9 protein-coding genes are annotated in these 13,673 nt (G+C 57.8%); 7 read left to right on the top strand and 2 right to left on the bottom strand.

Annotated features, from left to right (window positions below; translation table 11 throughout):
* The first annotated feature begins 429 nt into the window (after positions 1-429).
* Both K529_RS10665 and K529_RS10670 read left to right on the top strand, forming a co-directional pair.
* On the top strand, positions 430-3,840 hold the full coding sequence (locus K529_RS10665; protein ID WP_005620952.1) for a glycosyltransferase: 3,411 nt from the start codon (positions 430-432) through the stop codon (positions 3,838-3,840).
* Entirely contained in the window at positions 3,837-6,380 is a 2,544-nt protein-coding gene (locus tag K529_RS10670) for a DUF3131 domain-containing protein (protein ID WP_005620950.1), read from the top strand. The genes K529_RS10665 and K529_RS10670 overlap by 4 nt, the downstream gene beginning before the upstream one ends.
* Before the next feature lie 21 nt (positions 6,381-6,401).
* Here the strand turns inward: K529_RS10670 and K529_RS10675 are convergent, their stop codons facing one another.
* Together K529_RS10675 and K529_RS10680 are read right to left on the bottom strand one after the other, a co-directional pair.
* The gene (locus tag K529_RS10675; protein WP_005620948.1) at positions 6,402-7,031 is read right to left on the bottom strand and encodes a hypothetical protein; all 630 of its coding nucleotides are present in this window, start codon (positions 7,029-7,031) and stop codon (positions 6,402-6,404) included.
* A 192-nt stretch (positions 7,032-7,223) separates the two neighbouring features.
* The gene (locus tag K529_RS10680; protein WP_005620945.1) at positions 7,224-8,021 is read right to left on the bottom strand and encodes a DeoR/GlpR family DNA-binding transcription regulator; all 798 of its coding nucleotides are present in this window, start codon (positions 8,019-8,021) and stop codon (positions 7,224-7,226) included.
* 163 nt (positions 8,022-8,184) lie between these two features.
* On the opposite strand from K529_RS10680, the gene K529_RS10685 reads away from it, so the two are divergent.
* From K529_RS10685 to K529_RS10705, 5 genes are read left to right on the top strand one after another with little or no spacing between them, the layout of a single operon-like run.
* Positions 8,185-9,153, top strand: a complete 969-nt coding sequence (locus K529_RS10685) for an ABC transporter substrate-binding protein (protein ID WP_005620943.1) — start codon at positions 8,185-8,187, stop codon at positions 9,151-9,153.
* On the top strand, positions 9,150-10,856 hold the full coding sequence (locus K529_RS10690; RefSeq protein ID WP_005620941.1) for an ABC transporter permease: 1,707 nt from the start codon (positions 9,150-9,152) through the stop codon (positions 10,854-10,856). Before K529_RS10685 ends, K529_RS10690 begins: the two co-directional genes overlap by 4 nt.
* Positions 10,844-11,887 carry an ABC transporter ATP-binding protein gene (locus K529_RS10695; RefSeq protein ID WP_005620938.1) on the top strand — a complete coding sequence of 348 codons (1,044 nt, stop codon included), beginning with the start codon at positions 10,844-10,846 and terminating at the stop codon, positions 11,885-11,887. Before K529_RS10690 ends, K529_RS10695 begins: the two co-directional genes overlap by 13 nt.
* Before the next feature lie 13 nt (positions 11,888-11,900).
* On the top strand, positions 11,901-12,971 hold the full coding sequence (locus K529_RS10700) for an MBL fold metallo-hydrolase (RefSeq protein ID WP_005620937.1): 1,071 nt from the start codon (positions 11,901-11,903) through the stop codon (positions 12,969-12,971).
* A complete protein-coding gene (locus tag K529_RS10705) occupies positions 12,971-13,522 on the top strand; it encodes a histidine phosphatase family protein (RefSeq protein WP_005620935.1) in 552 nt (183 codons plus the stop codon). The genes K529_RS10700 and K529_RS10705 overlap by 1 nt, the downstream gene beginning before the upstream one ends.
* The last annotated feature ends 151 nt before the right edge of the window (positions 13,523-13,673 follow it).

Here is a 13,673-nt window from a genome sequence, read left to right on the forward strand (position 1 = left end):
GACGCTCTGTTGCCGAGACTGCCTGACCCCGCAGCTGAAGACAATGGGTGCGCAAGAGGTTGAAATTCGATTCGTTCGTGCAGGATCGAATGAACAAAAGGTCAGAACACATCAACTCTGAGGACAATCACACCAATATGAGGTGATTGTTCCTGTGAATTGGTGCTAATTTGAGCTAAATTCGGCTCAAGCTTAACTGAATTTTGACATTGTTAGAGGTCAGCGAGAAGCTGCTGACATCAAACAAACAGCTTTGCAGCTGCTGCGGAACGGGGGTGGGGACTCCTGTCGCGATGCGGCCAGTGGCGTTGCAGGGCAACTAGTCGGGTTGTGGGGAACCGTGTCAGCAATTGCGCTTAAAGTGATTGCGGCAAGCTGTGGCTTGTCGCCTGCCAGCATAGTGCCGTTTGGCATCAAAGGGGCTTCAGAGTGAGCCGCTTTGCATTCCATTACGAAAAGCTCGCCGTAAAGGCGGATGCGCATAAGGTTTTTGATGACCCGCGCAGGCTGCGCTTTCGTCGTGTGCGTGCCATCGTGGCCCTCAGCATGCTCTGTTTGATGGCGTGGCTTTATCTGTTTCTGAACGGCACGTTTTCTTGGCAGACCGCTTGGGATGAAATCACAGGAAGCTGGTCTGAACAGCAAGTGCTTGCGCTGCCTGCAACAGCTCCCGTGACACAGACCGACGATATACGTCTGGCATCATTGATGCCCGTTTTGCCTCCAAAACCCTCCTGCGAGGCCCCCAGTCAGCCATTTTTTGCGGCCATGGCAGGCCCTGCCGCGCCCGTGGTCTATGGCCATATCCCATCTGATAATGATTGGGGTCAGTTGTCCCTGACCGAGAGCTGCAATCAATTGGGCGTCCTTGTTCCCGACTGGCTTCGCATCGAGGCAACGGCCAGTGGTGCCAAAGTCTCGATGGAAACAGAGGAAAGTCGCGCGCCCGTCATGGAGTACCTCAGCAAGTCCGGCAATGCGCCCGACCTGATGCCCAAGATTGAGCTGGATACCGGCGAGGACAAAGCCGCCTTCATCAGCGCAATCAGCAGCAAAGCTATCGCCCAGCGCACCACCGCACAGGTGATAGAACATCTGCGTCCGCTCTACCCGCAAGGTGCGTGCCTCAGCATTCCCCGTCTGGAAACCTCTGACCTTCCGGCGCTTCAGCCTTTCTTTCAGACACTGAGTTCAGGATTGAAGGCCGAAGGCATGGCCTCCTGCATCGTTCTGAGCGGCACATCATCCGCGTGGAAGTCAAAGGAGACCACCGCGCTTTTTGATAAAGTGATCCTGAAGCTCTTCCTCGATCCATGGGTTGGCACCGCCCCGTCACCGCTCGCCGCCGATGTTTGGTTTGAAGAAACCGCAAAATCCGCGGCAGAGCAGATTGGCAAAGACAAGCTCGTCGTAGCGCTTGGGAATTTTGCGGTGGAATGGACTTCTGGCAAGCCTTTGCCCGACGTGCTGCCTTATGCAGCCGCCATGGAACGTATCGCAGATGCCGGGACGAAAGTGCGGTTCAGTGCCAAAACCTCTGGCAGCCTTGCGTCCTACCGCGATGCTGAGGGGCGCAGCCGCAAGATTTGGATGCAGGATTCAGCAAGCCTCATCAATCAGATGGCGATCTTGCGCGATCTTGGCATCACGAACAGCGGGATTTGGTCGCTGGGCCTCGAAGATCCCGGCATCTGGACCGTGCTACGCAATCGCAACTTCAGCACGCAGACACTGAGCGCAGAACTGGCCCTGGTAAAGCTCGACAACTACGTCAATTATTCTGGCGAAGGGGCGCTGTTGCGACTAACCCACCGTCAGTCCCCCGGCATCCGTCAATTGAACTTTGACACAGAAACCGGGCGCGTAGTCGGGCAAACCTACGATCTGCTTCCTCGCCCCTATTCGCTTGAGCGTTATGGCAAACCCGCAGGTCGCAAGGTGGTGCTCACTTTTGATGACGGCCCGCATCCGGTTTTCTCCGAACAGATCCTCGACATCCTGAAAGAGACCCAGACGCCTGCAACATTCTTTGTGACTGGCAGAAGTGTCATGGGCGCGCCTGCGATCTTGAACCGCATGATCGACGAAGGGCACGAAATCGGCGCGCATACCTTCTCCCATCCGCGCATGGATCAGGTGTCCAAAACCCGCGCAACGCTTGAATATTCCATGCTGGACAAGGTCGTGGCGGGTGCCGCGGGTCGTCAGATGACGCTCTATCGTGAACCGTTTCAACGCAGCGGTGGCCCGGTCACCGCGGATCGTGTCGCAGCGCTGGAAATCGCGTGGGATCGCGGCATGCAGGTTGTGGGCATGGACGTCGTGCCCCACGACTGGACGGGCTGGAGTGGCCGCGAGATCGCCGACTTTGCGATCAAAGAAGTCGAACGCGGCGCTGGCAACGTCATCCTGTTGCACGACGGCGGTGAAGATCGGACTGCATCGGTGGAAGCGACACGTTTGATTATCTCAGAGCTTGGCGCCTTGGGCTATGAATTCACAACCGTTGCTGACCTGGCCGGCAGCACCCGCGCCTCACTGATGCCGGTTGCCGAAGGCGGCTATCAAACCTTTGACCGTGTCTCGTTCTCTTTGGTTGCATGGGGACAGGATGCCATCGTGACACTCTTCTGGTTCGCACTGGCAATCGGCGTGATCCGCTCGCTCGCCATCTTGCTTCTTGCTCTGCTCAACTGGCGGGGTCATCGCACCGTTTCTCTCACCAATCCTAAGGTTGCGGTGATCATCCCCGCACATAACGAGGAAAAAGTGATCCGCAGCTGCATCCAAAGTGTGCGGGCGAGCGACTACAAGAACATTGAGATCATCGTTGTGGATGATGGGTCCAGCGACAACACGTTGAACGAAGTCTTTGCATTCTCGCACAACCAAGAAGTGCGCGTTATCTCGCAGCCCAATCAGGGCAAATGGAGCGCCTTGAACCGTGCCCTCCTCAATACTTCAGCCGATATCGTGGTCTGTATTGATGCGGATACTCAGGTCGAGAAGAGTGCGATCAGTCATATGGTCAGACATTTTGACAACCCCAAGATCGGCGCGGTTGCGGGCAAAATCATGGCGGGTAACAAAGTCAATCTGCTGACTCGCCTGCAGGCACTCGAATATACCACGGCGCAAAACGTCGAACGCAAAGCTTTCGACCTCATCAACGGCATGCTCGTGGTACCGGGTGCCTTGGGTGCATGGCGTGTGGCTGCGCTTCGCAAAACGGGGCACTTCAGCGACGAAACCATGACCGAAGACACCGATTTGACCATTCAGGTCAATCGAGCCGGCTACCGCATTATCTACGAGGCAAATGCGCGCGGCTATACCGAGGTCCCCGAGCGTATCGGGCAACTTTTAAAACAACGTCTGCGTTGGTCCTTTGGCATGTTCCAAAGCGCATGGAAACACAAGAAAGCAGTGTTCGAGGGACGCTCTGTCGGGCTTATCTCCATTCCTGACATGTTTATCTTTGGCTACCTCTTCCCACTGCTTGCTCCGATTGCTGATCTCTTTGTCGCGCTTTTGCTATACCGTTTGGTCAGCGGTGGCTGGGATGACAGCGCCGCCAGTTCGCAGGATATGCAGTATCTTCTGGCCTATCTCACATTGCCTGCACTCGAGTTCCTGATCGCGGCCTTTGCCCTTGCACGGGACAAAGACGAAAGCATGTGGTCGCTGTTGCTGTTCCCGGTCCAGCGGGTGTTTTACCGCCCGATCCTTTACTATTCCGTCATTCGCGCCATCCTGCGTGCACTCACCGGCCGTCTGTTCAGCTGGGGCACTCAAAAACGGCTGGGGCGCGACTATAGTTTGGCGACGAGCGGCACATGAAACGCAGAACCTTCCTCAAAGCTCTCGGTGTCGGCGCTGCGTTGATCCCGGTAAAAACCTTTGCCGTTGATTTTATCGGCGCAGTGACTCCGCAAACCTATCCGGTGATCACGGGAATAGACGCGTCAACCTCCGTGCCACATCTGATTGCCGTGCTTGATACCCTGTGGGAGCGCAATATCCCTGTGACCTGTGTGGTCTCACCATTCGATGCCGAAGGTCAGGTGCTGTCACCCCAACATCCTGTAGCGCGTGTACTCGCGGGATATCTACTGGGTGGCAGCGGCATTGAGGTGGCACCGTTTCAGGCCGATTTGGCAACCCTATCCCAACATTTTCAGGCGCGCGCTGCACATAACGTGCTCAACGCGCTTCGTGAAATGTTGAACCCGGTAGAAAGAACACTCGGAATCCCCATCCGAGTTCAGACCCTGGCCTGTCACGATGTGACGCGCCCCGCCTCCCCCACGGCGGTGCGCTCGGCCGGGGTCTTCAATATTCTGAGCCTCCCTCAGAAAACCGCAGCCGTCGTTTCTGAAACATGGGAAAACGGTGTTGCGCGGCTGTTTGGCGGCACGCTTGTGGACTTGACCAACCCAGTCACGCCCGCAGCTGACGCGCGCACGCCGACACAGAACGTGGCCTACCTGTCTGCCAATGCGTTCTCAGATTTCTCGGTCGAAGATCTGACAGCAGCGGCAGCGCAATTTGCCGAAAGCCTCGTGCAGCAAGAGGTTGACGGCAGCGCCTCGCTGTTACCTGTGTCTGACCTGCAGTTGCGCGATGCTTATGATTTCAAACGCAATCTTTGCCTCCACCTTATGGAGGGGGCGAGTGAGACTCCGTCTGATACTCCATCGGCCCTCGCTAACCTTCTGGACCGGCTCAAATTACCCTATTCGACAGGCGTGGACGCAGCCCCTGAAAACGAACTGGCGATCTGGGTGCCGACCGAGATGCCAACGTCCGAAGCTGATGCAAACCCTCAGCCGCACACAATTGAGATCACAGTAGTTTCCGCCAATGGCACTCCCACCATCAGTACCACCCGCCCCCTGAGCGCCGGTATCGCGGTTCGCCTGAACGGGAGAGACACGGCGCGGCGTGGCATCGGCGAAGACGGCGTTTTAACGCTCCGCCGTCGCGATTTGACCCGCCCCATCACCGCCGAAAGCCTACAAACCGACTTTGCAGGGCTGCAGGATATGGTGATCGTCTTGCGTGACTGTGATTTCACCGATGACGTCACCCTCACATTGCTGGAACGGCAACTCATCAACACCCTTCGCGCACCTGTCACGCAGTTCACGACGCTTACCCGCCAAATTAAGCGTCTGGTCCCAAACGGGCCGCTGCCATATCGCTATCGCCGTGTTGCGGCCGCGCAGCCAGAGCTGATCTCTCAGCGCGAGAAGCTGCCAGACCAACAACGTGCGGAGCTAATGGAAGATGCACGGGCAGCATGGCGTTATCTGGAGCGGTTCACACATCCTAAAACGGGTCTTTGCCCTTCAACGGTAGACTCGTCTCCAGGTGGGAGGCTGCATGAAGCCGTCACCATGTGGGATGTCGGCAGTCAAATTAACGGGCTTGTTGCGGCAAAACAAATTGGCCTGCTCGACGAAAAAGGTTTTGAGACCGCGATTAAGAAGATTCTACCCAATATCGCTGGCCGCGTCTCGCAAGACCGTCGCCTGCCGCAAGGCTGGATTCGCACCGACCGCGCGCGTTGGGGCAATAAGAACTTTGACGGCAGCGATGCAGGGCGCCTCCTCGCTTCACTCGACAATCTGCGCCGCCATAGTGGTTTTGGCGAACAGTTGGTGGAGCTGGTTGGATCATACGACCTCGATAAGATTATCATCGACGGCGAAATCCACTCTGTAACCGAAGGTGAGCTACATAGCTCTTACATCTCACACAGCGCGCATTACTCGGCGTTGGCCTTTCGGCGCTGGGGCCATGCCGCCCGCTCCCCCTACGAGGTCTATGCGAGGAAATCTGAACCCGACGGACAGATGGCCCTGCTCGAAGCGGTGGCACGGATTGGCCCAATCGGAGCCGAGCCGCTGCTGTTGGAAGGGCTGGAGTTGGGCATGTCGCGCCAGAGCGCTTATCTTGCGGATGTATTGTTCACCACCCAGCTTGAGGACTTTCGCGAAACCGGCCGCTTGATCTGCGTCTCCGAAGGGCCGATCGATACCAGCCCGTGGTTCCTCTATCAGGGGCTGCAACTGGATGCCGAGACCCGCACATGGGCGATGGATACGGTTGGCAGCGAACCCGAATATCGCACGCCAGAGTTCCGGGATGAATATCTCGCGGTGAGCAGCAAAGCCGCCTATCTTTGGTCGGCAATGCAGCCCCATTCCTATTCGGACACTTTGCGCGAATACGTCCGCAACACCGCCAAGACAGAGAACGGCTTTTCCTCAAGCATATTTGTGAAATCAGGGCGCCCCACACGAGACTACACCGACCTCAATACCAACAGCATCATCTTGCAAGCAATCGCGCATCAACTGGAAACCTCCGGCTGACGCGCGAGGCTACGCACCATATCAGAAGGTGCGGCATCCGGTTGTAGCGATTTCACCCGGCGTTACCGGGTATCCCGGACGTGGGTTCAGGACCACGGATTGAATGCCCGTAATATGACGCATGCAGGCATCGACCGAAGCCTCATCCATACGGCGACCACCGACATAGATGTCGATCCAGTCATGCCCGCGATGCCCGGTGTGACAGGGCCCATCCTGAGGGCGCGGACCGTCGCCGCACATATCCTCGACGATTGCGTATTTCTGCAGTTTCTCGATGTAGAAACGCGTTCCGGGTCGGTAGTCCATCACGCTACGCCCGCCTGTTTTCTTGTGGCCGACAGCAAGCGTGATAGGGTCCTCATAGGTTCCGACACCACCAGCGGTGCGGTGAATCACAGGCCGGGCAATCTGAGCAGATCCACGCGGCGTATTATCCCACCAGCTATAGCCAGTCAGAAATACGTTCATGCTTTGTTCTTGATCGGGCGCGATTGCAACACGGGTCAGACCAGACAAGTCATTGTCTACATTAAGCCGTGTGCTCACACTGCTGAATTCATGGTAGTCGGTGCGCACATTGTCACCACATGCGGAAAGGGAAATCGTTAACGCGGCTGCCGCGACAGCCTTGAGAGATACACTTGTCATGAGACCATCCTACTGAACAGAAACACTCCGGCTGCAGTGAGATCCTCACACCGAAGTTACCTCAGAAGGTGGGTCATAGGTATTGACGAAACCCTAACAAATACGCCTCTAAAAAATTGAAAAGATTATAAATATTTCCATTAATTTAGTTCAAATTTGAACAGTCTGCGTGGTTTCCAGTATACTGCGGCCTTATGCAAGATGGGCTGCGTGGAGCGCGTTCACCTGAATAACCTCACACCCCGCATCCGCACATTTGTCCAATAGCTCTTTGGAAAACGCAGCCGCCGACACCACCACATCGTAGTCCCAAAGCACATGCTTACGGCAGGGCAACTCTCGGCCCAGTTTGGCCTGATCCACCACCAGAACCTTGCGCACAGCACAGCCTGCAACCGCCACCCGTGCTGCAATCTCATCGGTGTTGTAGTCCAAAACCTCGCCGGCCAGAGAGATGCCTCCACAGCTGAAAATCGCAATGTCGACCAGATAGTCAGCAAAGAAATCCCGGCTCGCGGTTCCGATCAAATCCAGATCCCGCAATCGCACCGCTCCTCCGGCAAGTGATACCGAGGCTCCCTCGGCGCCTTGCATGGCAATCACCGCATGGATGTTGTTGGTTGCAACGAACAAATCCTTACAGGTGGCCGCCAAAATCCGCGCACAGGCTTCGACTGTCGTACCAGTGCCCAGCGCCACGCGGCTGCCGTCGCCAACAAGCGATTTAACCGCAATGGCGATTTGCTGTTTCTCGCTGCGCGCAACAGACATTCTGGGCGCATAGCCAATGTTCTCAGACTGTTGCCGAAGCCGGGCATTGCCGTGGCGGCGCTGAACAAGTGCGGCCTCATCAAGCTCTCGCAAATCGGTTCGGATGGTCTGAACCGATACCCCCAGCCGCGTGGCCAGATCCGTCGCGGACATTTCGCCTTGCTCGCACAGCAGCCTGATGATCGCATCACGACGCCGGTTTAGCTCGCCTCTTCGCATTCGCTTTCCTTTGAAAGTGAACTTCAACGCGTCAGCAGTAACAACTACGAACATGGCCGGGCAAGATAATATTAGATTTAGGAAACTGTCACAAAACCGTTTCAGACTCAGGCGATACGGGCGGCGTCATAACTTTCGAACGAAAGCCAAACGGAGATCCCGGATGAAACCCCTTCTGCCCGCTGCCCTTCTCGCTCTGACCGCCTCGGCCTCCTTTGCCGAGACGCTGACCCTCTATACATCGCAACCGAATGCCGATGCGCAAATGACCGTCGATGCCTTTATGGAGGCCAACCCCGACATCGAGGTGGAGTGGGTTCGCGACGGCACCACCAAACTGATGGCGCGCCTTATGGCCGAGATCGAAGCTGGGAACCCGCAGCCTGACGTTCTGCTGATCGCAGACACCGTAACCCTTGAGGGCATGGCCCAGAACGGTCAGTTGCAGGCCTATAACTCCCCCGAAGCCGCCTCCTACGATCCCGCACTTTATTCGGCGGATGGCTATTACTATTCGACCAAGTTGATCACCACTGGCATCGTGTACAACACTGGCGCCGAGATGCAGCCAAGCTCCTGGGCCGATCTCGCCGATCCGGCGCTGAAGGGTCAGATCGCCATGCCTTCGCCGCTTTACTCCGGTGCTGCCCTTATTCACCTCGCCACCCTGACCGGTGACAAGGACCTGGGCTGGGATTACTACACCGACCTCGCCACCAACGACGCTCGCGCCCAAGGTGGCAACGGCGGGACATTCAAGGCCGTCGCCTCGGGTGAGAAACCCTACGGTGTCGTTGTCGATTTCCTCGCCATCCGTAACAAGGCTGACGGCTCTCCGGTTGAGTTTGTGTTCCCCAAAGAGGGCGTCTCATATGTGACTGAGCCGGTTGCAATCCTTGAAAGCGCCAAAAACGTGGATGCTGCGCAGAAATTCGTTGATTTCGTGCTGTCCCAAAAGGGTCAGGATCTGGTTCTGGACATGGGCTATATTCCGGCCCGCAATGACATGGATGTTCCCGCAGGTTTCCCGGCGCGTGCAGATATCAAGCTGATGTCCTTCGATCCCGCTCAGGCGCTGGCAGATGCCGATGCCAACAAAGCGAAATTTGCAGAGCTTTTTGGCGCGGAATGAGCCTCGTCGCCACAAACTCCAGCAGCAGCCGGTCCGAGGGCCGGCTGCTGTCGCTCATTCTTGCCGTGGCGGTGCTGATCACACTCGCACCCGTCGCACGGCTGTTTTTTGAAGGCATCACAGCAGGGGGCAACCTCAATCTCGGGTTCTTTACCGAGGTTCTTGCCAAACCTGCGACCCTCTCTGCCCTGCGCCATTCGCTGATCACGGCAGGTCTCGGTACAGTGATTTCGGTATTGATCGGCGGCACTTTCGCCTTTCTCGTGGCGCTCACGGATCTGCGCCGTAAGGGCGCGCTGGTCTTTTGCCTGATGATACCGATGATGATCCCGCCGCAGATCACAGCCCTGTCCTGGACGCAGATCATGGGGCCTTCGTCAGTATTCCTGAAGACCCTCGGCCTTGCGCCACCGCTTGGCGCACCGCAGCCTTTATACTCTGCCGGGGGCATCATCCTGCTCTTGGGCATTCAGCACACATCGATCATTTTCCTCACCCTGCGCGCCGGTCTGCGCGCGATCCCTCAGGAAGTTGTCGAAGCGGCTCGCATCTCTGGCGCAAGCGGTCTGCGTATCTGGGGGCAAATCGTATTGCCGTTGACCCTGCCGAGCCTCTTGGCCGGCATCGCGATCACGTTTGTGACTGCATTGGGAAATTTCGGCATTCCTGCCATGCTGGGCATCCCCGCTGGTTATGCCACCCTGCCAACGCTGATTTATCAACGACTTGCAGGCATGGGCACGACTGTTCTGGCCGAAGTTGCGGTGCTTGCGATCCTGATTGGCGTGGTCGCCATCTGCGGCATCTTGCTGCAACGATTTTTCCAACAGCGCCAACGCGTGCATCTGGTGGGCAGCACTGGCCGCCCTCTTTCGATCCCGTTGGGGCGCGCCAGACTGCCCGTTGAAATCGTGCTTTGGGCCGTGATTGCTGCCATTTTGGTACTGCCTATGGCCGGACTGCTGGCGACGTCTCTGGTGCCTGCGTATGGTGTGCCGCTCAGGTTCGATACCATCTCGCTTGATGGCTGGCATGAGGCGCTTTTCCGTCAGCCCGTCACACGGCGAGCCTTCCTCAATTCCTTTGTGCTCTCGGTGAGTGCGGCAGTGCTACTGATGGCGCTTTGCCTGCCGCTTGCGTGGCTGATGGATCGCCACAAGACGCCGCTGGGCCGGGTCTTTGATAGCCTGTTAGACCTGCCATATGCCCTGCCCGGCGTGGTACTGGCGATCGCGATGATCTTGTTGTTGATCAATCTGCCTTTCACTGAGCTCACACTCTACGGCACCATCTGGATCATTTTCCTTGCCTATCTGGCGCGCTTCTTTGCGGTCATGTTCCGCCCCGTCCAATCGAGTTTGCGGCAGCTTGACCCCGCCATGGATGAGGCCGCGCAATCGGTTGGGGCATCGCTGTCACGACGGCTCAAGGACATTATCCTGCCGCTGTCCGCACCTTCCGCGGCGGCGGGGGCGATCCTCGTTTTCCTCACCGCGTTCAACGAACTGACCGTGTCTGCCCTCTTGTGGTCATCGGGCACAGAGACGCTCGGTGTGGTGATCTTCAATCTCGACGACAGCGGCGAGACGGTGATGGCCTCCGCCGTCGCCATGACCATCGTCTTTGTCGTGATGTTCCTGATGGCGGTGATCCAAGCAACCTCCCGCCGCCTGCCCAAAGGAGTAGTGCCATGGCAGAGCTGACCCTGTCCCATGTGGCCAAGCATTTCGGTGATGCTGCCGCGCTCAAATCCGTCTCCACCACCGTGCGCGATGGCGAATTTCTGGCGCTGCTTGGCCCGTCAGGCTGTGGCAAGTCGACCCTGCTGCGTCTTTTGGCGGGTTTCGAGCAACCAACAGAAGGCCGCATCCACATTGGCCAACGCGAGGTTGCCAATGCCGCCAGCCGCCTCAACGTGCCACCCGAGGATCGCAATGTTGGCTTTGTGTTCCAGTCCTATGCGCTCTGGCCTCATATGAATGTGCGCCGCAATGTGGGGTATCCGCTGGAAATCCGCAAACTGTCCAAAGCAGATCGCGACGCCCGTATCGACGCCGCGCTTAGTGCCACGGAACTCACCCCCTATGGGGACCGCATGCCTTCTGATCTCTCTGGCGGGCAGCGTCAGCGGGTGGCGTTGGCCCGGTGCCTCGTTTCTGATCCAACGGCCGTCCTGCTGGACGAGCCACTCGCAAATCTCGACGTGGCTTTGCGTGCATCCATGCAAGAGGTGTTCAGCGACTTTCACCGTCGGACCAGTGCCACTATGGTCTATGTCACCCATGATCAGGCCGAGGCAATGGCCATGGCCGACCGCATCGCGGTGATGAACCAAGGTGTGATCGTACAACTTGATACGCCCGAAGCACTCTATGCCCGCCCGCGCAGCCGATTTGTTGCCGAGTTCATCGGCGAAGGCGCAGTGGTACCATTGACCGGTGCGGCCCATAGTGACGCAGGTGCAGAGGCCACGTTGCTCGGCACGCGCCTGCAGGTGGAAACGGACGCAGAGCACCCAGCTCTCGCCTGCCTGCGCCCGGAAAACCTGCGCATTACGGAAACCGGTGATATCCGCGCCCGTGTCGACCGCGTCACCTACCTTGGCGGTCGCTATCGCCTCGATCTCACCGCAGCGAGTGGAGACGCGCTGGTCACGCAATCCGCCACACGCCTCCAACCCGGCGACCAAATTGGCCTTGCGCTTAGCGCGCCTTGGGCCTTTGCCGCCGCCTGACAGGATCCAACTCATGAGCACCATTACCGTTCTCTCCGGCATCGGAGACAAGGGCCCTGCCGCCATGCGCCTTGATACCGGGCGTCACCGCTGGCTGTTGGATTGTGGCTTCGGCCCTGAGGCCAACGCCAATTTCGATCCCAAGTGGCTCGACGGGGTCGATGCGGTCTTTGTGACCCACGACCATATCGACCACATCGGCGGTGCGGCTTACGCAGTCGAGGCGGGCTTGCCGATCTACGCCACACGCCGCACATCACAGGCCCTGCCCCCCTCAGCACAGGTGAGGGAACTGCCAGAACGCGGGGCAACCCTGATCGATGGCATCCGCCTGACCACTGGCCGCAACGGCCACGCGCTTGGCGGCGTCTGGTTCCACTTTGATCTTGGAGAGGGCCTGTTCTACTCCGGCGATTGGTCGGAAGAGAGCGATTGGTTCGCATTTGACCCACCGCCGCAAGCTGCCACCGCCATCATCGACTGCTCATATCATCTCAGCGACGTGCCGCAGTCCCGACGTCTCGAGGATCTTGATGCGCTGATCGACACTCTGCCCGGTCAGATCTTATTCCCCGTGCCTCCCTCGGGCCGCGCGGGTGAGCTTGCTCTGCACCTCATGCGCCGCTTTGGACCCACAGCTGTTCTGCTTGACCCGGAATGTTGCCACGCCCTACGCGCCGCATTGACCTCGGGCGGAGTTGCGCCCAGCGCAGGTGAAATCGCGCCGCTGCTGGACCGAGGTCCTCTGGATGAAGCGCGTTTTCTGATATGTGACACCCCCAACGCAGATGGCGGAGCCGCCTGGGCATATGTACGTGCCTGGCGTGAGAGCGGTCGCTTGGGACGTGATGCACATGTGATTTTCACAGGCCATATGACGGCCCACGCACGTGGGATCGAGGCTGTTGAAGGCGGGTACTTCCGCCGCTGGAACGTCCACCCCCCCCTTTCAGATCAAATCGCTATGATACACCGCCTTGGTGCAAAGCGATTTGCACCTGCATTCTGCACGATGCCAGAGGACTACCTGGTGGAAGCAGGGTTTGGGGCACAGGTTTTTATGCATGACACGTTGGACTTATAATGAAGAACCTCCCGCCCCTGCCTCCGCGCAGCCTATGTTTGATCCGACATGGTGAAACCACCGCCAACCGTGACGCCATCATCGCCGGGCGGCTCAACGTCTCGCTGACAGAACAGGGGCGCAACCAAGCGCGCGCATTAACTCAAACCCATTGGCCAGAGCCTATCACGGTTTTTTGCAGCCCAATGGAACGCGCGTGCGAAACAGCGCATCTTGGTTTCCCAACTTCAAAGTCGACGGTCATTTCCGGTCTGCATGAACGAGATTGGGGCATATTCGAAGGCCAGCCGCTCTCGGAGCTTCCACCACGGGATCGCACCCCCAAGGACGGAGAAGGCTGGCGAGACATGGTCCTACGCGTCCATGCCGCAATCACCGAAGTTTGCTCAATTGCCGTCGACAGTCTTCCAGTGCTCGTCTGCCACTCTGGCGTCATACGCGCAACGCGTTTGCTCGCAAAACAAGAGGGTGTGGGGATACGCCCCGGCAATGCACACCCAATCTTGTTCGACTATCGCAACGGGTGCCACGTAGAAACGCCCCTTGATTAAATTCCCCCAAGAAGTTCGCTCTCCGCGCTCGGAGTTCCGGCACCTGTCTCTATGGCTATTTAGATCAATTTAAGGAATATTTTGTTAATTTTTCTCTTCTAGCATCCAAACGGACCCAATCATGGATGCCATCGAACAGGTATTCCATACC

It is taken from the genome of Tritonibacter mobilis F1926 (assembly GCF_000376545.2).
Lineage (GTDB): Bacteria > Pseudomonadota > Alphaproteobacteria > Rhodobacterales > Rhodobacteraceae > Epibacterium > Epibacterium mobile.